Here is a 21,887-nt window from a genome sequence, read left to right as displayed (position 1 = left end):
ATGAAGTTGCACGGACCGCACGACCGGCGGGCGCTCGCCGTCCTGGGCGGTGTGCTGGGCGGTGTCCTGGGCGGCGCCGTCCTGGTGGCCGCGCCGACCAGCGCCGGCGCCCAGGCGCCGGAGCCCCGGCTGAGCATCGCGATCGACGACGGGCGCACCTCCGCCGAGGTCGGCGACACCCTGGACTACACGATCACGGTGGAGAACACCGGCACCGAGGCCGTACGGCGCCTGCGGGTGATCCAGACGATGCCCGACGGGCTCACCCTCGAGTCCGCCGACCGCGGCGGCGCGGCGCGCGCGGGCTCGGTCGTGTGGTCGGTGGACCTGCGGCCGCAGCGCAGCCGGGTCTTGCACGTCACGATGACCGTGGAGGAGACCCCCGACCAGGTCCTGCGGCTGGCCTCGGTGGCCTGCGCCTCGATGCCGACCGCGGACGCGCCGCTGGTGTGCGCCACCGACTCCGACGAGCTGCCCGCGGGCAGCGCCGCGCGGGCGCAGGAGGAGGCCGACGAGGCGGCGTCGGACGAGGCGGGGTCCGGCACGGGCGTGGGCGTCGCGGCACGGGTCGGTCTCGTGGCCGGTGGCGTGGTCGCGATCCTCGCCGCCGTGCTGCTGGTGCTCCGACGTCGTCGGCGTGGGCGGCACAGCGCGCCGCGCGGTGTGTCGGACGAGGCCCCCGGCACGGCGTCGTCCGCCGACGAGCTCGACCACGTGCGCTGACCGCGAGACCGGGCCCGGGCACGACAGCGCCCCCGCTGGACCAGCGGGGGCGCTCGGCTCGGTGGGCAGGGGCGGGGTCGAACCGCCGACCTATCACTTTTCAGGCGATCGCTCGTACCAACTGAGCTACCTGCCCCGAACGACGAGGAGCCTACCCGAGCCGCGGGGACGTGGCTGCATCGGTCCGACCCGCGCTCAGCCGCCCGCCGCGAAGAGCTCGTCGTCGAAGATCACGAAGCCGTCGTCGGTCGGCTCGAGGTAGAGGCGCTGGGTCTCGACCAGCGACGTGCCGTCATTCAAGGTGTAGGCGAGCTCGACGTCGACCGTGGTGTCGTCGACGAGACTGGTGCCGCGGACCTCCAGCGCCGAGACGGTGCGCCAGAAGCCCTCGTACTTCCCCAGGGACGTGCCGGCCTGGTACTCGGGGGACAGCAGGGCGTAGGCGCTGGCCGTGTCGTCGGGCAGGTAGCCGTAGTACTCGGTACCGAACGCCTCGGGGTCGGAGGTGACGACGGGCGCGTCACTGGTCTCGGTCTCGGTCGGCTCCGACTCCGTCTGCTCCGGCTCCGGGGGCTCGGGGTCGCCCGCCGGCGGGGTCGTCTCGGCCTGCTCCGGCGGGTCGCTGGCGGCGGGCGACGACGACGCACGGGTGGAGGAGGAGGCCGTCGGGTCGGTCGCGGTGCCCGGGTCGTCGTCGCGGTCGCCGAGCAGCAGCACGACCCCGCCGACGGCGGCGAGCAGGAGCACGGCCGCCAGCACGAGGAGGGCCAGCCGACCGCCGCGCCGGCGGTCCCGGTCGGGGGGCGTCGGGTGCGGGGCCGGGACGGGGACCGGCTCGGAGACGTGCTCCGGGACCGGCACCGCCACCGGGACCGGGGTGGTCGCCGGCTCCACGGGCGTCACCGGGGACGCCGCCACCGGGGTCGCCCGGGTGCGGTCACGGCCCCTCGGCTCGGCGGGGTGCTGGTCGGTGAGCCGCCGCAGCACGCGGGCGGCGTCGGCCATGGTCCACCGGGCCGCCGGGTCGGGGTCCATCATCCGGGCGATCGGCTCGGCGAGGAACCCGGCCCGCGCCGGCGCCGGCGTCGGCTCGTTGGCGATGTGGGCCAGGAGGGCGAGCGCGTTGTCCTGCTCGGGGTACGGCGGTTGCCCCTCCACCGCGAAGAACAGCGTGGCCCCCAGCGCCCAGACGTCGGCCGATGCTTGTGGCTCCTGGCCCCGGGCGAGCTCGGGGGAGAAGTAGCCGGGGGTGCCGAGCACGATGCCCGACCGGGTCAGCGCCTCCTGGCCGTGGGTGCGGGCGATGCCGAAGTCGGTGATCTTGACGATGCCGTCGTCGGTCACCAGCACGTTGCTGGGCTTGACGTCGCGGTGCACGATGCCGTGCTCGTGGGCGGCGGCGAGCCCGTCGGCGGCCTGGGCGCCGATCCGGGCGGCCCGCTCGGGCGGGAGGGCGCCCTCGGCCGCCACGACCTCGGCCAGCGTGCGCGACGGGACGTACTCCATGACCAGCCAGGCGTGGTCCTCCTCCTCGACGGCGTCGTAGACGGCGACGACGTGGGGGTGGTTGAGCGAGGCCGACGACCTCGCCTCGCGCAGCGCCCGGCTCAGGTGGGTGCTCGACTCACCCGGGAGCCGCCCGACCTCCTTGACCGCCACCAGGCGGCCGAGCTTGTTGTCCCGGCACAGCCAGACCGTGCCCATGCCGCCACGGCCCACCTCGCGCTCGACGTCGAAGCGGCCGCCGATGGTCGTCGGCTGAGCGGGCACGGCGGGTCCTTCCGGTCGGGAGCATCGAGCGGGGTCCCGTCACGGTACCCACGCGGGCGCGCCTGCCCCCGCCGGGGCGAGGGAGGTTCAGGGCCGGTCGCGCTCGGCGATCTTGCGGCTGACGGTGTCCTGCACCTGCTGGGCGACGAACGGGTCGTCGGGGCCGAGGTCGGGGTGGAAGACCCAGGTCACCCCACCGAACGCGTCGACCAGGTCGCCGCCGGGCGCGGTGGGGACGCGCAGGCACGCCTCGTGGAGGAAGTCGAGGACGGCGATGCCGAGGCTCTCGGGACGTCGTCCGGAGATCACCACGCTGACGCCGCAGTCGGCGCCGTGGGTGACCAGCTGGTGCACGGCGGCCACCGAGGAGTCGTCGAGCGCGCCGGGGAAGTCGGGCAGCAGCAGCAGCCGCCCCGGCCGGTGCTCCGGGGGGAGGTCGTCGAAGGCGCCCGACCGGCGCGCCATCGCGATCATCCCGAGGTGCTCGACGTGCTCCTGCAGCACCCGCGACGCCGTGCCGGGGTCGGTGGCCGGCGGCTCGGTGGTCGGCAGGTGCCCGAGCATCGCCCGGTTGCCGATGTCGACGACGCTCAGGCGCGGAGCACGGGGGAGCGCGAGCAGCACCCGGGTGGCCAGCGCCGCCATCATCCGGGCGGCGGTGACCTCGCCGCCGTCCTCGGTCTCGATCCACAGCGCCGGCGCGAGCGGCAGCACCCGCACCATCGGCAGCCGGAAGTCGGGCGCCGACGCGGTGGAGAGCTCGCCCAGCCGGAAGGCCCAGGCCGCCTCGCCGGTGGTCGGCGACTCCCGCCACCCGGGGGCGCTCCAGGGCGCCAGCGACGGCGGCAGCACCTGCGCCAGGGTGTCGAGCTCGCCGGTCAGCTGGGCGAGGTCGGCGGAGTAGCGGGCGCGGGCGTCGGCGACGAGCCGGTCGCGCCGTTGCTGGGCCTGGGTGCGGGCCGCGTCCCCGGCCGGGCTGTTGCGCATGGCCGGGTCGCCGACGACGTGCTCGAGCTCCTCCTCCAGGCGCCGCTCGGCGAAGGCCTCGGACGACTCGAACGACGCGGTCGTGCGCGAGGCGTCGTCGAGGATCATCCCGATCTGCCGCACCGGGTCGACCTGGGGCCCCGGTGCCGGGGCGGGCGCCGTCGCCGCGGGCGGCTGCCGCGTCGGCGTCGGTGTCGGCGGGGGCGGCGGCGGTGGCGCGCTGCCGGCCGGCGCGGGGGCGCCGTACGCCGTCGCCAGCGCGGCGAGGCCGCCGTCGTAGCCCTGGGCGAGCGCGCGCACCTTCCACGCGCCCTCGCGGCGGTAGACCTCCGCCATCACCAGCGCCCTCTCGGTCGTCAGGCCGGCCGGGGAGATCGTGTGGGCGACGGCGCCGTCGGAGGTGAGCAGCTGCGCGGTGGGCGGCGCGGCCCACGACGTCGCCACCACCAGGACCTTGGTGACCGCCGCGTCGACCTCGCCGAGCAGCACCGTGACGCCCTGCACCGAGCCCGGCACGTGCTCCACGGCGCCGCGGGCCGGGGTGGTGGCGTCGACCCACGGGGCGCCGTCGACCGCCCGCCCGTCGGCGCCGAGCAGCAGGGCGCCGACCTGGGCGCCCGCGACGTACGCCGTGACGCGGGCGTCGGGCCAGGGGCGGTTCTCGCCGCTGCGCAGTGCGGTCACCGGCGGGCCGTCAGCGGCCGAGGTAGCCGTTGAGCAGCGGCAACGCGTCGAGCGGGGTCTTGGCCTGGATGCCGTCACCGATGGCGGTGAACTTCCAGGTGCCGCCCGGGTCGCGGTGGATCTTGGCCATCACCATGCCGGTGTAGGCCATGCCGCCGGCGAGCGTGTAGCGGGCCAGCTCGCCGTCCTGGTGGTCGACGAGGCGGCAGAAGGCGTTCTGCACCTGCTCGAAGGTCTGGCCCTGGTAGCTGGTGACGATGAAGAACACGGTGTCGACGTGCACCGGCACGCGGCTCAGGTCGACCGCCACGACCTCGTCGTCGCCGTCGCCCTCACCGGTGCGGTTGTCACCCATGTGCTGGATGGAGCCGTCCTTGGTGGTCAGGTTGTTGTAGAACGCCAGGTCGGCCGGCTGGCCGCCGGCGAACAGCACCGCCGAGGCGTCGAGGTCGATGTCGACCTCGCGGCTGCCGAAGAACCCGCCCTTCTTGATCGGGTCCCAGCCCAGGCCCATCCGGACCATGGTGAGCTTCTGGTTGCCGTCCTTGACCAGGTTGACCGACTGGCCCTTGGCCAGGCTGACCGGTCGGCCCTTGGTGAGGTTGACGGTGCCACCCGACGCCGCCGGGGCGGGCGGGGCCGGCGGGGGCGTCGGGGCGGAGGACGCCGGCGGCGGCGGGTAGGTCACGGGCTGTGCGGGCGGCGGCGGGGGAGGCGCCGACGGGGTCGACGGGGGCGTCGGCGGCTGGCTCGGGTAGACCGGCGGCGGGGGCGGGCTCGACTGCGCCGGGGCCGGCGGCGGGGGAGGCACGGAGGCGGCGGGCGCGGGACGCGCGGGCGCGGCGGAGGCCGTGGACGCCGCCGAGGCCCCGGGCGCCGGCTCGTCGGTGGCGTCGATGCCGTGGTCCTTGAGGAGCGCGGCCAGGCCGCCGGCGTACCCCTGACCGACGGCGCGCACCTTCCACGCGCCCTGGCGGCGGTAGAGCTCGACCGGCATCACGATGACCTCCGAGGACAGGTCGGTCATCGCGAACTCGACCAGGGGCGTGCCCGAGCCGTCGCTGATCCGGGCGACCGGCTGGCCGACCTGGCCGAACGTCTTGCCGCCGTCGTCGAGGGAGGTGACGAGGCGGACGATCTCGACGTCGGCCGGCACCGCGGCCAGGTCGACGCTGACCTGCCACCCGGTCCCGCCCGCCGGCGGCTTGCACTGGACGCCGGGACCGTTGGGGGCGTTGTAGAAGACGAAGTCGTTCTCGCTGCGGACCTTGCCGCCCGCGGCGAGCAGGAGCGCGGAGAGGTCGGCGTTGGCGTTGATGTCGACCGTCACCGTCACCTGCGTGGCCTGCAGGGGGGCGTTGGTGCCCTTGGTCAGCTGGATCATGCGCAGTGGTCCTCGCTCCTGTGGGTCGCGTCGGGGTCGGTAGGCAACCTACCTGCGAACGCGGAACGCGTGTACGGGGCGCGGCGCCCCGCCCACTACGATGGTCCGGCAGTCCGGCCCCCATCGTCTAGCGGCCCAGGACCCCGCCCTTTCACGGCGGTAGCACGGGTTCGAATCCCGTTGGGGGTGCGTCCGGTGGCGCCGGCCGGTGGGTCGGTGCCAACCGATTGGGAGGCGGCACGGGCCGTGCGTTAGAGTTCCCACGCTCCACCAGCACGTCGCAGCACAGCACGACCATTGGCCCCGTAGCGCAGTTGGTTAGCGCGCCGCCCTGTCACGGCGGAGGCCGCGGGTTCGAGTCCCGTCGGGGTCGCAGTGACACACGAAGGGCCCTGTCCGGCAGCAGCCGGGCAGGGCCCTTCGTCGTCCCGCCCGGGCGTGCTGCAACCTTCCGGGCCGCCGGCGCGTCTCCGGGGTGAGACCGCGCCGCCGCGCGGTCGACCACGAACCCGAGAGGACCCCCCATGACCGCCCGCCGCCCCCACCTCCGCCCGACCCTCGCCGCGGCCGCCGCCGCGGCGGCGCTCACCGTCGCCACGACGGCCCTGCCCGAGCCGGCGGACGCCGCGGTGGCGAGCTCGATCACCGCCACCGCTTCCGACACCTCGGTGTCCTCGGGGGAGCAGCTGCGCATCTCGGGCCGCCTCTCCCACGGCGGCGTCGTCCGCGTCGGCAGCCTCGACGACGGCCGCTGGACGCCGCTGCGCGGCGCGGTCGTGCACACCCGCCGCGACGGCACCTACTCGGTGCGCGTCGTGCTGAGCCGCACCGGCACCCGCGTCCTGCGCGTCGTCGGCGACCCCGACGCCGCCGACGTGCGCAACAGCCGCGCCCGCGTCACCGTCCGGGTCGGCTGACGCCCGCCTCGCGTTCCGGGGCGCTCACGACCCGTCGGGCACGATGGCGTCGTGCCGATGGAGATGGAGCGCGAGGCGTTCGAGGCCCTGGTCGACCGGTCGCTCGACGAGATCCCCGACGAGCTCGCCCGCCACGTGCGCAACGTGGTGGTGCTGGTCGAGGACAAGCCGCCCGAGGACGAGCCCGACGACCTGCTCGGCCTCTACGACGGCGTCGCGCTGACCGAGCGCAACGACATGTACGGGGGCGCGCTGCCCGACCGGATCTTCGTCTTCCGCAACCCGCTGCTCGACTACTGCGACAACGAGGCGCAGCTCGAGCACGAGGTCCGGGTCACCGTGGTCCACGAGGTCGCCCACCACTTCGGGATCGACGACGCCCGCCTGCACGAGCTCGGTTTCGGCTGAGCGGGCTCACCGGGCGAGGGCGAACCCGGCGGCGCACGCCGCCAGCGACCCGAGCAGGGTGATCGCTGCGTACGCCGCGCCCCGCCGGCCGCGCTCGGCGGTCTGCACCGCGAACGCGGAGTAGGTCGTCAGCCCGCCGCAGAACCCGGTGCCGAGCAGCGCCAGCGCGTCGCCGCGCACGGCGGCGCCGGAGAGCAGGCCCAGCGCGAACGAGCCGGCCAGGTTGGCCGCCAGGGTGCCCCAGGGGGTGGCGGCGTCGAACCGGGTCGCCAGCCACCAGCGCAGGGGCGCGCCGACGGCCGCGCCGAGCGCGACCAGTGCCGGGGTCACGCCGGGGCCCCGGCCCGACGGCGTACGAGTGCCTGGGCGAGGAGCACCGCGCCCCAGCATGCGGCCAGGGTGCCGAGCAGGTACGCCGCCGCGAGCCCGACCCGGTCGTCGGCGACCAGGGCCCGCTGCTGCTCGGCGGTCGCCGACAGCGTGGTGAAGCCGCCGATCAGGCCCGGCCCGGCCGCGGCCGCCCACGCGGGCGAGCGGCGTACGACGCGGGCGAGCGGCAGCAGCGCCAGGGCGAGCGACCCCGCCACGTTGATGCCGAACGTCGTCCAGGGGAAGCCCGACCGGTCGGGCACGAGCTCACCGAGCCCCCACCGCAGCACCGCCCCGAGCGCCCCGCCGACGGCCACGGCGAGGAGCAGCCGTCTCACGACACGCTGGAGCGGCGGTGGGTGCTGGCGTCGGTGTCGCCGGTGTCGCCGGCGTCGTCGGGCTCGGTCCAGGGCCGGGGCGCCGCGCCCTCGGCCTGGTGGAGGATCTCGCCGAGGAACCACTCCTGGAACCGGACCTGGCGCGGCGTGCGGGCCAGGGCCAGCATCCGCTGGGCGCGGGCGAAGGCGTCGGTGAGGGTGAGCAGCTCGATGAACCGCGAGATCCCGAGGGCCTCCTGGCGGCCGATCCGCACGTCGAGGTCGGTGGACGGCTCCCCGGCGTCGAACGCGCGGTCGATCTCGGTGCGCACGCTGCCCAGGGTCAGCGGCCGGCCGAGCCGGTGGAACAGCGCGGCGAGGTCCTTGGCCAGCGGGTAGTCGGCCTCGTGGCCGATCGCCAGCAGCCGCACCTCGCGGCGCAGCTCGCGGAAGTGGTTGTGGAAGGAGACGTAGTCGCGGACCGGCACGTCGACCAGGTGGACGTCGATCGGGTCGACCGGCTGCTCGCCCGCGGCGTCGCCCAGGGAGCCGGTGATCACGCCCTCGGTGCCGGCGTCCTCGGCGAACGACGCCGCCGGGGTGAACCAGACGATCTTGCCGTCGTCCTCGATCTCGGCGCCCCACGCGTCGGAGGCCCGCGCGACGATGCTCAGCCCACGTCCGAACGTGAGCAGCAGGTCGTCGAGGCCGTCGAGGTCGAAGTCGTCGATCGAGTCGAGGTCGGGCGGACCGGACGGCAGGCTCGGTGGCTCCTGCGAGCCGTCGCTGACCTCGACGCGGGGGTGCTCGCGGGTGCCGCGCACCCGGACCTGGATCGGCGGTGCGCCGTGCAGCAGGGCGTTGGTGACCACCTCGGAGACCGCCATCTCGGCGCACTCGACGAGGTCGCGGCGGTCCATGTCCTCAAAGGTGCCGACGACCCAGCGCCGCGCGTCCTGCACCCCGCGCGGACCAGCGCCCAGCGACAGGGCGGGCCTGTTCAGCGGCACGGGCGGACTCCGGATTGCGGGCGGTGGGGCGGTCGGGCGGTCGGGACAGCGAGGACGGGCCCGGTCGGGCCGATCCCGGCTCGCTTACCCGACCGAGCCCGTGGCAAACGCAACCGGGAGAAGTTTGTCCTACCCGGTCCCTGTGACGCACGAGACGCGCCCGGAGTTTGGGTGTCGGACCCCCGGGCGCGGGATGATGGGTACTGGCAGGGTTCCGCGACCAGAGGGAGCGACATGACCAGCCACCACGACACCGCCGGCGCAGGCGACGCCCACGCCGTGCCCCCGTCCAGCGCGCGCCACCGCGTGGTGGTGATCGGGTCGGGCTTCGGTGGGCTGTTCGGCACCAAGGCGCTCAAGCGCGCCGACGTCGACGTGACGATGGTCGCCAAGACCACCCACCACCTGTTCCAGCCGCTGCTCTACCAGGTGGCGACCGGGATCCTCTCCGAGGGCGAGATCGCCCCGCCGACCCGTGAGGTGCTGGCCGGGCAGGAGAACGCCCAGGTGCTGCTCGGCGAGGTGACCGACGTCGACCTCTCGACGCGACAGATCACCTCCCACGTGCTCGGCCGCGAGATCGTGACGCCGTACGACTCGCTGATCGTGGCCGCGGGCGCCGGTCAGTCGTACTTCGGCAACGACCAGTTCGCCGAGTTCGCCCCCGGCATGAAGAGCATCGACGACGCGCTCGAGCTGCGCGGCCGGATCTTCGGCGCCTTCGAGATGGCCGAGCTCGGCGCCGTCCGCGGCGAGAACGTCGACCACCTGCTGACCTTCGTCGTCGTCGGCGCCGGCCCGACCGGCGTCGAGATGGCCGGTCAGATCGCCGAGCTCGCCCACCGCACCCTCAAGCGCGACTTCAAGGCCATCAACACCCGCAGCGCACGGGTGGTGCTCATCGACGCGGCGCCGCAGGTGCTGCCGCCGTTCGGTCGCAAGCTCGGGCTGTGGACCAAGGACCGCCTCGAGAAGCTCGGCGTCGAGGTGATGCTCGGGGCGATGGTGACCGGCGTCGACGAGCGCGGCCTGCAGGTGAAGTTCAAGAACGGTCGCGAGGAGCGCGTCGAGGCCGTCACCAAGGTGTGGGCCGCCGGCGTCCAGGCGTCGCCGCTGTCGCGCACGCTCAGCGAGCAGACCGGCGCCCCCCTCGACCGCGCCGGCCGGATCGGCGTCAACCCCGACCTCACGCTGCCCGGCTACCCCGAGGTGTTCGTGGTCGGCGACATGATCGCCCTCGACAACCTCCCCGGCGTCGCCCAGGTCGCCATCCAGGGTGCGAAGTATGCCGCCAAGGAGATCGACGGCCGGCTCAAGGGCAAGCCCGCGCAGGGGCCGTTCAAGTACTTCGACAAGGGCTCGATGGCCACCATCAGCCGCTTCAACGCCGTCGCCACCGTCGGCAAGCTGCGCCTGTCGGGCTTCATCGCCTGGCTGATGTGGCTCGCCGTCCACCTCGTCTACATCACCGGCTTCAAGAACCGGATCACCGCGGTGCTGCACTGGTTCGTCTCGTTCCTGGGCCGCGGCCGCTCCGAGCGCACCGCCACCGAGCAGCAGATCTTCGGCCGCATCGCCCTGGCCCGCCTGCGCCGCGGCGCCACCGACCTGGTCTCCGCCCCCGGCGCCTACGACGTCGACTCCGACACCGAGCGCGACCGCCGCGAGGAGCTCGAGACCCAGGCCGCCGAGGAGATCCGGCTGACCGACGAGAGCCAGCGCGGGATGAAGTCGGTCGCCGGCAAGATCTAGCGGTCGGCGGTGGTGCGGTCCCGGGCACGGCTCGGGATTTCACCGGTGCACCGGGGAAGTCTGAGCTTCCCAGGCAATGCATCGCCCAGGAAGTTCAGGCTCTGCCTGGGCAGTCGGGGGATCGCCGGTTCACCGGGCAAACCCCTATCAGGCCCCCAGACCCCCCGGCCGGAGACCCCGAAGACCCCCGCCTACTCGAAGAACCTCGGCGTCCCGTTGGCCTGGCCGGAGTCGATCCTCGCCCGCGCCCAGCGCGGCAGGACGAAGACCCCCTCGGCCTCGACGGTGATGCCGTCGGGGCCGATGACGTGGCCCTTCGCCCAGGTCTTGATGCCCTCGGTGCGGTCGATCCAGCCCTCGGCGCGCAGGTCGCCGAGGGGGGTGCCCTGGCGGTAGCGGAGGGTGAGGGTGCCGGTCATGCCGGGGCGTCCGCCTGCGCCGGCGGACTCGCCGAGCACCTGGTCGAGCACCAGGGCCAGCACGCCGCCGTGCACGAGCGTCGGGGGGCCCTCGTACGGCGCGCCGAGGTGGAAGTCGCACCAGACCCGGCCGTCGGCCGCCTCGTGGTGCTCGACGCGCAGGGGCGGGGCGACGGGGTTGCGGACCCCGACGACGGCGTTGCCCCAGGGGCGGCCGCGCCCGTCGGCTCCGTGATGGACGCCGTACGCCCCGGGGAGCTGGCGGCGACGCAGCCGCGCGGTGATCGCCTCGATGTCGGCCTGGGCGCGACGGACCTCGTCGTCCTCGACGGTGGTGCGGATCGTGGCGTCGACGAGGTCGCGCACGGCGTCGGTGAACGGACCGTACAGCGCGGCCTGGCGCGCGACCTCGGCGGGGGAGAGGTCGTCGCGCTGGAAGCCACCGGGCATGCCCGCACCCTAGAACAGGTTCTAGGACCGGCCCCGCGACGGGACGTAATCCGGTTGTGGTCGACGGTCCGCGGTTGCTCGAATGACCCATGCTCACCGTGGAGTCCGCGACCGCCCTCGCGCTGCCCGACGTCCGGCTGCACGCGTCGTGGGCGGAGGCGCTGCGCGACTTCGGCGGGGACTACCCGCACGGCTCGGGCATCGACCCCGACGCGCCGCCCACCGTCGACGAGGCGGGGTGCGCGGCGTTCGTCGCCGACCGGCTGCGGTACGCCGACCCGGCGGCCGAGCTGCCCGAGGGCCGGGTCGCGTGCACCTTCTTCTGGATCCTCGAGACCCGGCCGGGTGACGACGTCGTGGCCGGGTTCCTCGCCGTGCGGCACACGCTCAACGACGCGCTGGTCGAGCACGGCGGGCACATCGGCTACTCGGTGCGGCCCTCGGCACGCCGCCGCGGGCACGCCGCCCGGGCGCTGCGGCTCGGACTCGCCCACGCCGCCGGGCTGGGGCTCGACCGCGTGCTGCTGACCTGCGAGGTCGGCAACGAGGCGTCGCAGCGCACCATCGAGTCGGCCGGCGGCGTCCACGAGGACACCCGCGCCGGCATCAGGCGCTACTGGGTCAGCGTGGGCGGTGCTGCTCGAGGGCTGCGGTGAACGCCATCGGGTCGACCATCGAGGAGTCGATGACCAGCGGGTCGCGCCCGAACCGCGCCATCAGCACCTTCCAGCCGCGCCGCTCGGGCTGACCGATCACCTCCAGCCGCGTGAAGCGGCTCGTCAGGTCGAAGACCTCCCGGACGTTGCCACGCACGACCTCGAGCTGGCCTCCGCGGATGGCCAGCCGGGCCGGCGTCGAGCCGGTGCGGACGGCGTACAGCACGAGCGTGACGACGCCGGCCGTCACGGCGAGGCCGACCGTCAGCGTCGTCGGGTCGTCGTAGGCCAGGTAGCCCGCGACACCGGTGGTCGCGAGGAACGCGAGCACCAGCACGGCGAGCACGCGACGCGCCAGCACCCGGGGCGCGAACACCACGTCGGTCGACGACGCCGCCGGGGCGGCGCCGGGCCCGCGCCGGGTCGTCGGCTCGGGCGGTGCGGCCGGGGGCGCCGGGGACGCCGGCGCCGCCGGGGCCGCCGGGGGCGCCACGATGCCGAGCGCCTCGACGACCTCGCGGCCGGCGTCGGGCCGGTCGTGGCCGGGCCGCGCCGGCGTGCGCCGGTGCACGGACGCCGAGGTCCCGGCGCGGTGGGCCTTCCAGCGACCCAACAGCTCGGCGGCGGGGTCAGGTTCGCCGCCGGGCGTGCGCAAACGCATGGACGGCAGGGTACGCCGGGCCGCGGGCGTCGTCCCCTGCTTGCCCGAAAGTCCGGCCCGGGCGTGCTGCGACACTGCCCACGGACCAGACCCCACCAGCCACCAGGAGCCGCCATGTCCTTCGGGCCGTCCGGGATGTACCCCGCCTACCCCGCCCCGAGCGAGCTGGCCCAGCAGCGCCACGCCGCGATGGTCGCGTTCATGCGCGAGGAGGTGTTCCCGGCCGAGCTGGCCTACGAGACCCACCGCCACGAGGCCGCCCAGCAGGCCGGGCCGGAGGACCACTCGGTCCCGCCCGTGATCGAGGAGCTCAAGGTCAGGGCGCGCGAGCGCGGCTTGTGGAACCTCTTCCTGCCGTCCGAGAGCGGCCTGACCCAGCTCGAGTACGCCCCGATCGCCGAGCTGTCCGGGTGGAGCAACGAGCTCGCTCCCGAGGCGATCAACTGCCAGGCCCCCGACACCGGCAACATGGAGCTGCTGCACCTCATCGGCACACCGGAGCAGCAGGACCGGTGGCTGCGGCCCCTGCTGGCCGGCGAGATCCGGTCGGCGTTCGCGATGACCGAGCCGCGGGTGGCCAGCAGCGACGCGACCAACATCGAGACGCGCATCGAGCGCGACGGCGACGAGTACGTCGTCAACGGCCGCAAGTGGTGGATCTCCGGCGCCGCGGACCCCCGTTGCCGGGTGCTGATCGTGATGGGCAAGACCGACCCGGAGGCGGCGACCCACCGCCAGCAGTCGATGCTGATCGTCCCTGTCGACACCCCGGGCGTCGACGTCCAGCGGTCGCTGCCGGTGTTCGGGCGCCAGGACCAGCACGGCCACTGCGAGGTGCAGCTGACCGACGTCCGGGTGCCGGTGTCGAACATCCTGGGCGAGGAGGGCGGCGGGTTCGCCGCCGCCCAGGCCCGACTCGGACCCGGCCGCATCCACCACGTGATGCGCGCCCTCGGCGCGGGCGAGCGGGCGCTGGCGATGATGGTGCGCCGCGCCCAGGAGCGCACCGCCTTCGGCGGGCCGCTGGCCGAGCAGAGCGCCGTGCGCGAGCGGATCGCCGAGTCCCGGATCGAGCTGGAGCAGGCCCGCGCGCTGTGCCACCACGCGGCGTACGTCGTCGACAGCGAGGGCAACAAGGCCGCCCGCCACCTGATCGCCGCGGCCAAGGTCGCCGTACCGCGAGCGGTGCTCTCGGTGATCGACAGGGCCATCCAGCTGCACGGCGCGGCCGGCGTCTCCGACGCGACGCCGCTGTCGATGCTCTACGGCTGGCACCGCGCGATGCGCATCTTCGACGGCCCCGACGAGGCCCACCTGACCACCTTGGCGCGGGCCGAGCTCGGTCGCGAGCCGCTGTTCGACCTGCCGCCGTCGCTCTTCGACCAGCTCCGGCCCGCCCGCTGATGCCGGCGCCCTCACCCCTCGGGGGGTGATCCTGGACATCGTGTTGAAGATGGGGCTAGATTCTTAGACATCCCGTCGAAGTTTCAGGAGACAGACCATGACTGCTCAGCCGCTCCGCATCACGCTCGTCGATGACTCCGACCTGGCCGCCGCCGGTCTTCGCACCCTCCTGGCGCCGTACTCCCACCGGGTGGCCGTGATCGACAACCGCGACGCCCTCGCCGCGCCCGACGCCCTCGACGTCGTGCTCTACGAGCCGATGGGCCAGACCAGCATGGCGCGCTCCCTGCTGCGTGACCTGCAGACGATGAGCGCCGCCCAGGCCGCGGTCTTCAGCTGGGCCGGGCCCGACCAGCTCCCGGCCGCGCCGGCCAACCCCCACCTCGCCAAGTCGCTCACGGCCTCGCAGATCGTGGTCTCGGTCGAGCGCCTCGTCGAGGGCCGCTTCGAGTCGGCGCCGGTCAGCCAGGCCGTGGTGAGCGCCCCGGTCCAGCCCGAGCCCGTCAGCACCCCGGAGCCCTCCGCTGCGGGGGGCGAGGTCCTCGACCTCGCCGCCGTCGGCCTCACCCCGCGCGAGTCCGAGATCGTCGGGCTCATCGTGTCGGGCCTGAGCAACCGCGAGATCGGGGAGTCGCTGCGACTCAGCATCAACTCGGTCAAGACCTACATCCGCAGTGCCTACCGCAAGATGGGCGTCGAGCGCCGTACCCAGGCCGTGCTGTGGGGGCTCGACCACGGCATCGCCGTGCTGCGCGACGCCCGGCCCGAACCGTTGGTCGGCTGACCCCTCGACCCCCGGTGGGCCGGCGATCCGCCGCGCCCTCCACCATGTGTCGAACAATCCCACGAGCCGGAGTGAACACTGTGTCGAAGTCCGAGCTGGTCGTCGGAGGGTTGAGCATCGGGGAGCTCGCCGAGCGCACCGGGGTCAGCGCCGCCACCCTGCGGGTGTGGGAGTCCCGGCACGGGTTCCCCGTGCCACGCCGGCGTGAGAGCGGGCACCGCCGCTACGACGTCGAGCAGGTCGCGCTGGTGCGCGACGTCGCCCGTCGTCGCGACGAGGGAGTGCGCCTCGACGTCGCCATCGCGCACGCGACCGCCGCCCAGCGCCCGCCGGAGCACCCGCCCGGCTCGCCCTCGGTGTTCGCGCGCCTGCGGCACACCCATCCCACGCTGACCCCTCAACGGCTCAGCAAGTCCACGTTGTTGGGGCTGTCGTGGGCCATCGAGGACGAGTTCGCCTCCCGGGCCCAGCACGCCGACCTGTTCGGCGCGTTCCAGCGCTCGAAGCACTACCGCTCCGCGGAGGTCCGCTGGGCCGACCTGGCCCGCACGATGAGCTCGACGTTCGTCTTCGCCGACTTCGAGCCGGAGGACCGCGACGACGTCGGGTCCGGCCAGCCGGTGCCGGTCGCCCTGCCGCCCGACCACCCGATGAGCCGGGAGTGGGCGGTCGTGTGCGACGGGGACGCGTTGTCCTTCGCCCTCACCGCGTGGGAGCTCCCCGGCCAGGCGTCGGTGCGTGACCGCGACCGCATCTTCGAGACCGTGTGGACCGTGGAGCAGGGCGCCGTCCGCGAGGCCGCGCGCGTGTGTGCCCGGGTGGCCGCCGACCTCGGCGCCACGGGTGCCGACGACGTCGCCCGCCGCCTCGACGGAGCGCTCGGTTCCCGCCAGGCCGACCTGGCCCAGGTGACCTCGCTGTTCAACCGGGTCGTCGCCTACGTCGACGACCCGCTCACCCGCCGTCCCTGACCCGGACGCCGAGCCACCCCGCCGGCGAACGCACCCGGCGTGACGCCGAGGTAGCGCCGGAAGTGCCGGGTCAGGTGGGCCTGGTCGAAGAAGCCCGCCGCGGTGGCGGCGTCGGCCGCGCTCGCGCCCTCGAGCAGCAGCCGGCGGGCGAGGTCGAGCCGACGGCTCACCAGGTAGCGGTGCGGTGACATCCCCACCTCGCGCTGGAACGCGCGCACGAGGCTCGAGGCGCTGCTGCCGAGCTCGGAAGCGGCGGCGTCCAGGCCGACGCCGTCGACCACCCCGGCGTCGAGCAGCTCGCGCAGCCGGACCGCCAGCGAGGCCGGCGGACGCGGGTCGGACGTCGTGGGTCCGCCCCAGCTCGCCGTCAGGCCGTCGCGCAGCACGGCCAGCCGGCACTCGGCGTCGAGCCGGTCCGTCGTGGCCGCGGCCCCGACCAGCGCCCGGTGCGTCGCGGCGACCTGCCGCACCAGCGCGGGGTCGCGGCGGCACGGGTCGCCGAGGACCCGGTCGACGGCGACGCCGTCGAGGGCGTCGGGGTCGAGGTAGACGACGCGCTTGCGGAAGCCCCGGGGGCCGGCGGCCCTCCCGTTGTGGGGCACGTCGGGCGGCAGCAGGGTCACCGCGGCGGGCGGGGCGACGTGCGCGCGACGACCGAGGTCGTAGGAGACCGCGCCGTCGTCGATCACCATCAGGGTCCACGCGTCGTGGCTGTGCATCGGGTAGGCGTGCGACTCGGCCGGGAAGTGGGCGGCCAGCACCTCCCGCACCCCGCCGACGCCGGGGTGGCTCGGGCGCAGGACCGGTTCGGGAGGAGGGGCGCCCACGGTCAAGAACGTACAAGCCACCTCGGTCCTCCATACCGAGCATGGAGCCATGAACGAAGCCCTCGTGCCGCCCTTCGACACCAAGATCGCCGTCATCGTGCGCGACGACCTCGAGCCGTGGCAGCGCCTCAACGTCACCGCGTTCCTGGTCAGCGGCATCACCGCGGCCGCGCCGAACCTCGTGGGTGACCCCTACGTCGACGCCGACGGCCAGCAGTACCTGCCGCTGCTCGGCATGCCCGTGCTCGTCTTCGAGGGGTCCGCGGCCGACCTGACCGCCGCGCGCGAGCGCGCGGTCCGGCGCGAGATCCCGCTGGCGGTCTACACCGGCGACATGTTCCGGACCGGCCACGACGAGGCCAACCGCGGGGTCGTGGCGTCCGTGGCGGGCGCCGACCTCGACCTGGTCGGCGTGGCGGTGCACGGTCCGCGCAACGCGGTGGACAAGACGGTCAAGGGCGCGCACCTGCACCCGTAGGGCTCAGCCGGGCCCGTCGCCTCCCTCGCCCTCGTCGCCCTCGTGGGCCGCATGGGCGTCGAGCAGCGCGCGGGCGTGCTCGCCGGCGGCGCCCTCCTGGGCCAGGCCGCGCCGGAAGCCCGCCAGCTTGGCCGCGCCCGCCGGGAACGGCGGCAGCAGCGGGACGTCGGGGTCGACCCGCGCCTCGATGACCACCGGCCGGTCGGCCGCGAGGGCCTCGGCCCAGACGCGGTCGACGTCGGCGGGGTCGTCGAGCCGGATGCCGCGCAGCCCGAGGAGGTCGGCGTAGCCGGCGTAGGGGAAGTCGGGGAGGTCCTGGCTGTCGGCGAACCTCGGGTCGCCCTCCATCTCGCGCTGCTCCCACGTCACCTCGGCGAGGTCGCCGTTGACCAGGACGAGCACCACGAACCGCGGGTCGGCCCAGGTGGGCCAGGCCCGGGACACCGTGACCAGCTCGGCGATGCCGTTCATCTGCATGGCCCCGTCGCCGACCAGCGCCACCAGCGGGAGGTCGGGCCGGTCCCACTTGGCGGCGAGGCCGTAGGGCAGGGCGGAGCCCATGCTGGCCAGGGTCGACGAGAGGTGCGCCTGGACGCCGGGCGGCAGGCGCAGGTGCCGGGCGTACCAGTAGACGACCGAGCCGACGTCGACCGAGACCCGCGACGCGGCCGGCAGGTGCTCGCTCAGCCGGCGTACGACGAGCTCGGGGCTGAGCGGCTCGGCGGGGAGCGTCGCCCGTTGCTCGCCGATCTCGTGCCACCGCTCGACGCGGGCACGCACCTCGTCGGTCCAGGCGTGGTCGGTGCGCTCGTCGAGGAGGGGGAGCAACCGGGTGAGCGTCTCGGCGGCGTCGCCGACCAGGCCCACCTCGATGGGGTAGCGGTTGCCGAGGTGGCGGCCGTCGAGGTCGACCTGCACCGCCCGCGCCTGTCCGGGCGCGGGGTAGTACTCGGTCCACGGGTCGTTGCTGCCGACGACGAGCAGGGTGTCGCACTGGTCCATCAGCCAGCCCGACGCCGTGGTGCCGAGGTGGCCCATCACGCCGCAGCTGGTGGGCAGCCGCTCGTCGACCCACGGCTTGCCGAGCAGGCTGGTGGTCACGCCGGCCCCGAGCCGCTCGGCGACGGCGCGCACCTGCGCACCGGCCTCGCGGGCGCCCTGGCCGACCAGGAGCGCGACGCGCCGTCCGGAGTTGAGCACGTCGGCCGCCGCGCGCAGGTCGTCGTCGTAGGGCACGACCAGCGGACGACGCCACTCCACCGCGGTCGGCACGACCCCGTGCTCGTGCGGCACACCGTCGGGCGCGGGCTCCTTCTGGACGTCGTGGGGGAGCACGACGACGGTGGGGCCGCGGGTCGCCAGCGCGGTGCGGAAGGCGCGGTCGACGACCATCGCCGCCTGCTCCGGGGCCAGGACGGTCTGCACGAACCCGGGGGCGACGTCGGCGAACAGCGCGGGAAGGTCGATCTCCTGCTGGTACTGCGAGCCGAGGACCGTGGTCTCCTGCTGCCCGACGATCGCGACGACGGGCACGTGGTCGAGCTTGGCGTCGTACAGGCCGTTGAGGATGTGGACCGCACCCGGACCCTGGGTGCTGGTGACCACGCCGACCTCGCCGGAGTACTTCGCGTGGCCGACCGCCATCAGCGCGGCGTTCTCCTCGTGCCGGGCCTGCACGAACGTCGGCTCGCCTCCGGCCCGGCGCAGCGCACCGAGGAGGGAGTTGATGCCGTCGCCGGAGTAGCCGAACATCCGGTGGACGCCCCATGCGCCCAGGCGCTCGACCACCAGGTCCGCGACCAGGAAGGGTTGCTCGTCGTCGGTCATCGGTGAGCGTCGTCCACGGCGTGACGCACGGCAGCCCTCATGGCGGTGGTCCTCTCGATCGTCCGGAGCGGTCCGCCTCCGGTAACCGGCCGGCCGGCTTTCACCCGGCCGCCGGTCCGCCCGTGGGCTCAGTGCAGGCGCAGGACCGAGGGGTCGCCGCCGGCCTCGCCCCGGTGGTGGCGCCACAGGTCGGCCGCGACGTCGTCGGGGTCGTGCGCGTCGGACCGACCGGGACCGACGGGACCGACGATGACGGTGTGCCCCACACGCACCCCGGTCCCGGCGAGGGCGCGCTGCAGCAGGGCGACGTACGTCGTCACCGCCGTCGTGGTGACCGCGCTGGCCGCGCGGTCGGGGTGCGGCGCGATCGCCGCGCTCCCGGTCGTGAACAGCAGCGACCCCCGGCCGCGCTCGCGCATCCCGGGGAGGACCGCCTCGACGGCGGCGGCCGCGCCGGCGACGCCGAGCCCGAACGACGCCAGGAGCTGGTCGGGGCGGGTGTCGAGCACGGGCCTGATCAACCCGAGGTCCGGGATCGGGCTGTAGCAGAGGGCGGTGACCGTGCCGAGGTCGTCGGCCGTCGACCGGAGCGCCGCGCGCAGCGCGTCGGGATCGGTGGCGTCGGCGGTGGCCGTCGTGACCGTCGCGCCGGTCGTGTCGCGCAGGCCGGCGGCGAGCCGCGCGAGGCGCTCGGCGTCGCGGGCGACCAGCCCCACGGCGTACCCCTCCGTCGCGAAGCGGCGCGCCACCGCCGCGCCGATGCCGGGGCCGGCGCCGACGACGGCGATCGTGCCCGGAGCGGCGGTGACGTCGGTGCCGGTGCTGTCCTGGGTCATGCCGACGACCGTCGCGCAGATCGGTGCCGCCGGGGAGGGCGCCTCGCCCCTGGGGGTGCTGCACCCACCCACGACGGTCGCGGCGCTCGTAGCATCGACGTCATGGCGACCACTCCTCTGGGCGAGTTCCTGCGGGCGCGCCGGGGCCAGGTGAGCCCGGAGACCGCAGGCGTCCCGACGTACGGCGTGCGGCGGGTGCCGGGCCTGCGGCGCGAGGAGGTCGCCACCCTGTCCGGGGTGAGCGTCGACTACTACATCCGGCTCGAGCAGGGCCGCGAGCAGAGCCCGTCGGCGCAGGTGCTCGACGCGCTGAGCCAGGTGCTGCGGCTCGACGCCGACGCGCGCCTGCACCTCTACCGGGTGGCGGGGCTCCTCCCCGACACCGAGCGGGTCGTGCTCCCCGAGCGGGTCGACCCCGAGCTGCTGCGGCTGATGGACCTGTGGTCCGAGACCCCCGCGGTCATCCTCGGCCGGGCCTACGACGTCCTCGCGGGCAACGCGCTCGCGTTCGCGCTCTTCGAGGGCTTCCAGCAGGGCCCCAACCTGATGCGCAAGGTCTTCCTCGACCCCGACGCCCGCACCTTCTACCCCGACTGGGACCTCGTGGCCCGCAACACCGTCGCCGGGTTCCGGGTCCTGCAGGGGCGGACACCGCACGACCCGCGCATCCGCGAGGTCCTCGCCGAGCTGAGCCGCGAGTCCCCGGAGTTCGTGGCCCTGTGGGAGCGGCACGAGGCCCGGGGCAAGCGGCTGGAGAGCAAGCGGTTCCACCACCGGGAGGTCGGCGGGCTCACGCTCGGCATCCACGCCTTCGACGTGCGCTCCGCGCCCGGCCAGGAGCTGATCGTCTACCACGCCGAGCCGGGCTCGCGCAGCGCGGAGGCGCTGGCCCTGCTCGGCACCCTCTCGGCCACCCGCGCCCGGGAGCAGCCCGCCGAGGGCTGAGCCCCGAACCGGACTGCCCAGCGGGCTCCCCTGCACGGGTGGAGGTACCCGCCGCGCCGCGGCCCTAGCGTCGCAGGCATGACCGTGACCTCCACCGCGTCCGCCGACCGTCATCCGTAGCGCGGCCCGCCGCAAGCAGCGGTCGGGTACGACGGAGGCGCCGGCGCCGCCTCGGGTCACCGTCGCCCCGCCCCCGACCCGACCCGTGGTGATCGGCCGCGGCATCGCCTGGCTGGCGACGTGGAGCGGTCGCTGGATCCTGATCGCGATCGCGGCGGTCCTCGTCGGCCTCCTCGTCGGCCGGTTGTGGAGCATCCTGCTGCCGGTCGCGCTGGCGCTGCTGCTGACCTCGGTCCTCGAGCCGGTGGCGCGGCTGCTGGAGCGACGCCTCCGGCTCCCACCCGGGCCCGCCGCAGCCGTCACGCTCCTCGGCGGACTCGGGGTGCTGGTCGGTGTCGGCTTCCTGATCGCCCCAGCCGTGGGTGGACAGGCCGGCGACATCGCCTCCGACGCCGGTGCCGGTCTCCAGGAGCTCCAGGACTGGGTCCAGGCACAGAACTTCGTCAGCGCTGCCCAGATCGACGCCGGCATCCAGGCCGTCCAGGACCGCCTCAGCAACAGCGGTTCCGCGATCGCCTCCGGCGTCCTGACCGGTGTCGGTGCCGCGACCTCGGTGACCGTGACGGTCATCATCACCCTGATCCTGACGTTCCTGTTCCTCAAGGACGGCCGCCGCTTCCTGCCGCTCGTCGAGCGCGTGGCCGGCGACCACGTCGGCGCCCACCTGTCCGAGGTGATGCGCCGCTCGTGGACCACGCTCGGCGGCTACATCCGCACCCAGGCGATCGTGAGCGCGATCGACGCCGTCCTGATCGGTCTGGCGCTGGTGATCGTCGGCGTACCGCTGGCGATCCCGCTGGCGATCCTGACCTTCGTCTGCGGCTTCGTCCCGATCGTCGGGGCCTTCGTCGCCGGTGCGCTGGCCGTCCTGGTCGCCCTGGTCTCCGACGGCCCCACCGGGGCGTTGATCATCCTCGGCGTCGTCCTGGCCGTGCAGCAGCTGGAGGGCAACGTGCTCTCGCCGTGGCTGCAGTCCAAGAGCATGCAGCTGCACGCCGCCGTCGTGCTGCTCTCGGTCGCCCTCGGGTCGACCCTGTTCGGCATCACCGGCGCGTTCCTCGCCGTACCGGTCGTGGCCGTGGTCGCCGTCGTGCTGCGGTACCTCGACGAGGTCGTCGACGAGCGGACGGGCCGCGCCGACGAGCGCACCACGCCGACGGCGACGGGGTCCCGGACGACGTAGCCAGG

Annotated in this window: 22 protein-coding genes and 3 tRNA genes; 13 read left to right on the top strand and 12 right to left on the bottom strand. The window is 74.7% G+C overall.

All coding sequences use genetic code 11. From position 1 onward, the window contains the following. Complete coding sequence (locus AC4MBH_RS22515; protein WP_491797647.1) at window positions 1-723, top strand: hypothetical protein; 723 nt, start codon at window positions 1-3, stop codon at window positions 721-723. 62 nt (window positions 724-785) lie between these two features. Here AC4MBH_RS22515 and AC4MBH_RS22510 read toward each other — a convergent pair. From AC4MBH_RS22510 to AC4MBH_RS22495, 4 genes are all read right to left on the bottom strand, one after another. Continuing rightward, window positions 786-859: transfer RNA gene (locus tag AC4MBH_RS22510), tRNA-Phe, on the bottom strand. A gap of 59 nt (window positions 860-918) precedes the next feature. Further along, on the bottom strand, window positions 919-2,493 hold the full coding sequence (locus tag AC4MBH_RS22505; protein WP_491797646.1) for a serine/threonine-protein kinase: 1,575 nt from the start codon (window positions 2,491-2,493) through the stop codon (window positions 919-921). Between the two features lie 87 nt (window positions 2,494-2,580). Next, window positions 2,581-4,164 carry a TerD family protein gene (locus AC4MBH_RS22500; protein ID WP_491797645.1) on the bottom strand — a complete coding sequence of 528 codons (1,584 nt, stop codon included), beginning with the start codon at window positions 4,162-4,164 and terminating at the stop codon, window positions 2,581-2,583. Between the two features lie 10 nt (window positions 4,165-4,174). Then, on the bottom strand, window positions 4,175-5,548 hold the full coding sequence (locus AC4MBH_RS22495; RefSeq protein ID WP_491797644.1) for a TerD family protein: 1,374 nt from the start codon (window positions 5,546-5,548) through the stop codon (window positions 4,175-4,177). A 116-nt stretch (window positions 5,549-5,664) separates the two neighbouring features. On the opposite strand from AC4MBH_RS22495, the gene AC4MBH_RS22490 reads away from it, so the two are divergent. The 4 genes from AC4MBH_RS22490 to AC4MBH_RS22475 all read left to right on the top strand — a co-directional run bounded on the left by AC4MBH_RS22490 (window position 5,665) and on the right by AC4MBH_RS22475 (window position 6,873). Next, window positions 5,665-5,737 (top strand) — tRNA-Glu (locus tag AC4MBH_RS22490). A gap of 110 nt (window positions 5,738-5,847) precedes the next feature. Further along, window positions 5,848-5,921, top strand: a tRNA-Asp gene (locus tag AC4MBH_RS22485). 151 nt (window positions 5,922-6,072) lie between these two features. Continuing rightward, entirely contained in the window at window positions 6,073-6,465 is a 393-nt protein-coding gene (locus tag AC4MBH_RS22480; protein ID WP_491797643.1) for a hypothetical protein, read from the top strand. A 57-nt stretch (window positions 6,466-6,522) separates the two neighbouring features. Next, on the top strand, window positions 6,523-6,873 hold the full coding sequence (locus AC4MBH_RS22475; protein WP_491797729.1) for a metallopeptidase family protein: 351 nt from the start codon (window positions 6,523-6,525) through the stop codon (window positions 6,871-6,873). A gap of 6 nt (window positions 6,874-6,879) precedes the next feature. Here the strand turns inward: AC4MBH_RS22475 and AC4MBH_RS22470 are convergent, their stop codons facing one another. From AC4MBH_RS22470 to AC4MBH_RS22460, 3 genes are read right to left on the bottom strand one after another with little or no spacing between them, the layout of a single operon-like run. Then, a complete protein-coding gene (locus tag AC4MBH_RS22470) occupies window positions 6,880-7,203 on the bottom strand; it encodes a fluoride efflux transporter FluC (protein WP_491797642.1) in 324 nt (107 codons plus the stop codon). Then, window positions 7,200-7,580 carry a fluoride efflux transporter FluC gene (locus tag AC4MBH_RS22465; RefSeq protein ID WP_491797641.1) on the bottom strand — a complete coding sequence of 127 codons (381 nt, stop codon included), beginning with the start codon at window positions 7,578-7,580 and terminating at the stop codon, window positions 7,200-7,202. The genes AC4MBH_RS22470 and AC4MBH_RS22465 overlap by 4 nt, the downstream gene beginning before the upstream one ends. Continuing rightward, window positions 7,577-8,569 carry an ATP-binding protein gene (locus tag AC4MBH_RS22460; protein ID WP_491797640.1) on the bottom strand — a complete coding sequence of 331 codons (993 nt, stop codon included), beginning with the start codon at window positions 8,567-8,569 and terminating at the stop codon, window positions 7,577-7,579. Before AC4MBH_RS22460 ends, AC4MBH_RS22465 begins: the two co-directional genes overlap by 4 nt. Window positions 8,570-8,803: 234 nt before the next feature. Here AC4MBH_RS22460 and AC4MBH_RS22455 point away from each other — a divergent pair, with 234 nt between their 5' ends. Beyond that, the gene (locus AC4MBH_RS22455; protein ID WP_491797639.1) at window positions 8,804-10,321 is read left to right on the top strand and encodes an NAD(P)/FAD-dependent oxidoreductase; all 1,518 of its coding nucleotides are present in this window, start codon (window positions 8,804-8,806) and stop codon (window positions 10,319-10,321) included. 191 nt (window positions 10,322-10,512) lie between these two features. Here AC4MBH_RS22455 and AC4MBH_RS22450 read toward each other — a convergent pair whose 3' ends face one another. Beyond that, window positions 10,513-11,190 carry a PaaI family thioesterase gene (locus tag AC4MBH_RS22450; RefSeq protein ID WP_491797638.1) on the bottom strand — a complete coding sequence of 226 codons (678 nt, stop codon included), beginning with the start codon at window positions 11,188-11,190 and terminating at the stop codon, window positions 10,513-10,515. 89 nt (window positions 11,191-11,279) lie between these two features. Between AC4MBH_RS22450 and AC4MBH_RS22445 the strand changes: the two genes are divergently transcribed. Continuing rightward, window positions 11,280-11,846, top strand: a complete 567-nt coding sequence (locus tag AC4MBH_RS22445) for a GNAT family N-acetyltransferase (protein WP_491797637.1) — start codon at window positions 11,280-11,282, stop codon at window positions 11,844-11,846. Here AC4MBH_RS22445 and AC4MBH_RS22440 read toward each other — a convergent pair. After that, the gene (locus AC4MBH_RS22440) at window positions 11,812-12,507 is read right to left on the bottom strand and encodes a hypothetical protein (protein ID WP_491797636.1); all 696 of its coding nucleotides are present in this window, start codon (window positions 12,505-12,507) and stop codon (window positions 11,812-11,814) included. The two genes, AC4MBH_RS22445 and AC4MBH_RS22440, sit on opposite strands and share 35 nt — an antisense overlap. A gap of 114 nt (window positions 12,508-12,621) precedes the next feature. Here AC4MBH_RS22440 and AC4MBH_RS22435 point away from each other — a divergent pair, with 114 nt between their 5' ends. From AC4MBH_RS22435 to AC4MBH_RS22425, 3 genes are all read left to right on the top strand, one after another. Beyond that, window positions 12,622-13,911 (top strand): acyl-CoA dehydrogenase family protein, encoded by a 1,290-nt coding sequence (locus AC4MBH_RS22435; RefSeq protein ID WP_491797635.1) that lies wholly within the window; start codon window positions 12,622-12,624, stop codon window positions 13,909-13,911. Between the two features lie 97 nt (window positions 13,912-14,008). Then, a complete protein-coding gene (locus AC4MBH_RS22430) occupies window positions 14,009-14,695 on the top strand; it encodes a helix-turn-helix transcriptional regulator (RefSeq protein ID WP_491797634.1) in 687 nt (228 codons plus the stop codon). Window positions 14,696-14,766: 71 nt separating this feature from the next. Then, the gene (locus tag AC4MBH_RS22425; RefSeq protein WP_491797633.1) at window positions 14,767-15,666 is read left to right on the top strand and encodes a DICT sensory domain-containing protein; all 900 of its coding nucleotides are present in this window, start codon (window positions 14,767-14,769) and stop codon (window positions 15,664-15,666) included. Here the strand turns inward: AC4MBH_RS22425 and AC4MBH_RS22420 are convergent. After that, window positions 15,633-16,493: an AraC family transcriptional regulator gene (locus AC4MBH_RS22420; protein ID WP_491797632.1), complete on the bottom strand. Its 861-nt coding sequence runs from the start codon at window positions 16,491-16,493 to the stop codon at window positions 15,633-15,635. The two genes, AC4MBH_RS22425 and AC4MBH_RS22420, sit on opposite strands and share 34 nt — an antisense overlap. A 49-nt stretch (window positions 16,494-16,542) precedes the next feature. Between AC4MBH_RS22420 and AC4MBH_RS22415 the strand changes: the two genes are divergently transcribed. Continuing rightward, window positions 16,543-16,971 carry a DUF2000 family protein gene (locus AC4MBH_RS22415; protein WP_491797631.1) on the top strand — a complete coding sequence of 143 codons (429 nt, stop codon included), beginning with the start codon at window positions 16,543-16,545 and terminating at the stop codon, window positions 16,969-16,971. 3 nt (window positions 16,972-16,974) lie between these two features. Here AC4MBH_RS22415 and AC4MBH_RS22410 read toward each other — a convergent pair whose 3' ends face one another. Both AC4MBH_RS22410 and AC4MBH_RS22405 read right to left on the bottom strand, forming a co-directional pair. Continuing rightward, complete coding sequence (locus AC4MBH_RS22410) at window positions 16,975-18,798, bottom strand: thiamine pyrophosphate-requiring protein (RefSeq protein WP_491797630.1); 1,824 nt, start codon at window positions 18,796-18,798, stop codon at window positions 16,975-16,977. 128 nt (window positions 18,799-18,926) lie between these two features. Continuing rightward, window positions 18,927-19,634 carry an SDR family NAD(P)-dependent oxidoreductase gene (locus AC4MBH_RS22405; protein ID WP_491797629.1) on the bottom strand — a complete coding sequence of 236 codons (708 nt, stop codon included), beginning with the start codon at window positions 19,632-19,634 and terminating at the stop codon, window positions 18,927-18,929. A gap of 102 nt (window positions 19,635-19,736) precedes the next feature. On the opposite strand from AC4MBH_RS22405, the gene AC4MBH_RS22400 reads away from it, so the two are divergent. Beyond that, entirely contained in the window at window positions 19,737-20,579 is an 843-nt protein-coding gene (locus tag AC4MBH_RS22400) for a helix-turn-helix domain-containing protein (protein ID WP_491797628.1), read from the top strand. 205 nt (window positions 20,580-20,784) lie between these two features. Next, on the top strand, window positions 20,785-21,882 hold the full coding sequence (locus tag AC4MBH_RS22395; protein WP_491797627.1) for an AI-2E family transporter: 1,098 nt from the start codon (window positions 20,785-20,787) through the stop codon (window positions 21,880-21,882). Window positions 21,883-21,887 lie beyond the last annotated feature (5 nt).

The sequence above is a fragment of the Nocardioides sp. WJ219 genome (genome assembly GCF_058559815.1).
The sequence above is the reverse complement of the archived record's forward strand: the minus strand, read 5'-3'. Positions and strand labels throughout refer to the sequence as shown.

What these genes read in the sequence shown, in the direction of transcription:
- AC4MBH_RS22515 (WP_491797647.1), top strand. Translation starts at nt 1, where the DNA reads ATGAAGTTGCACGGACCGCACGACCGGCGGGCGCTCGCCGTCCTGGGC.
- AC4MBH_RS22495 (WP_491797644.1), bottom strand. Translation starts at nt 5,548, where the DNA reads ATGATCCAGCTGACCAAGGGCACCAACGCCCCCCTGCAGGCCACGCAG.
- AC4MBH_RS22480 (WP_491797643.1), top strand. Translation starts at nt 6,073, where the DNA reads ATGACCGCCCGCCGCCCCCACCTCCGCCCGACCCTCGCCGCGGCCGCC.
- AC4MBH_RS22475 (WP_491797729.1), top strand. Translation starts at nt 6,523, where the DNA reads ATGGAGATGGAGCGCGAGGCGTTCGAGGCCCTGGTCGACCGGTCGCTC.
- AC4MBH_RS22455 (WP_491797639.1), top strand. Translation starts at nt 8,804, where the DNA reads ATGACCAGCCACCACGACACCGCCGGCGCAGGCGACGCCCACGCCGTG.
- AC4MBH_RS22450 (WP_491797638.1), bottom strand. Translation starts at nt 11,190, where the DNA reads ATGCCCGGTGGCTTCCAGCGCGACGACCTCTCCCCCGCCGAGGTCGCG.
- AC4MBH_RS22445 (WP_491797637.1), top strand. Translation starts at nt 11,280, where the DNA reads ATGCTCACCGTGGAGTCCGCGACCGCCCTCGCGCTGCCCGACGTCCGG.
- AC4MBH_RS22440 (WP_491797636.1), bottom strand. Translation starts at nt 12,507, where the DNA reads ATGCGTTTGCGCACGCCCGGCGGCGAACCTGACCCCGCCGCCGAGCTG.
- AC4MBH_RS22435 (WP_491797635.1), top strand. Translation starts at nt 12,622, where the DNA reads ATGTCCTTCGGGCCGTCCGGGATGTACCCCGCCTACCCCGCCCCGAGC.
- AC4MBH_RS22430 (WP_491797634.1), top strand. Translation starts at nt 14,009, where the DNA reads ATGACTGCTCAGCCGCTCCGCATCACGCTCGTCGATGACTCCGACCTG.
- AC4MBH_RS22415 (WP_491797631.1), top strand. Translation starts at nt 16,543, where the DNA reads ATGAACGAAGCCCTCGTGCCGCCCTTCGACACCAAGATCGCCGTCATC.
- AC4MBH_RS22410 (WP_491797630.1), bottom strand. Translation starts at nt 18,798, where the DNA reads ATGACCGACGACGAGCAACCCTTCCTGGTCGCGGACCTGGTGGTCGAG.
- AC4MBH_RS22405 (WP_491797629.1), bottom strand. Translation starts at nt 19,634, where the DNA reads ATGACCCAGGACAGCACCGGCACCGACGTCACCGCCGCTCCGGGCACG.
- AC4MBH_RS22400 (WP_491797628.1), top strand. Translation starts at nt 19,737, where the DNA reads ATGGCGACCACTCCTCTGGGCGAGTTCCTGCGGGCGCGCCGGGGCCAG.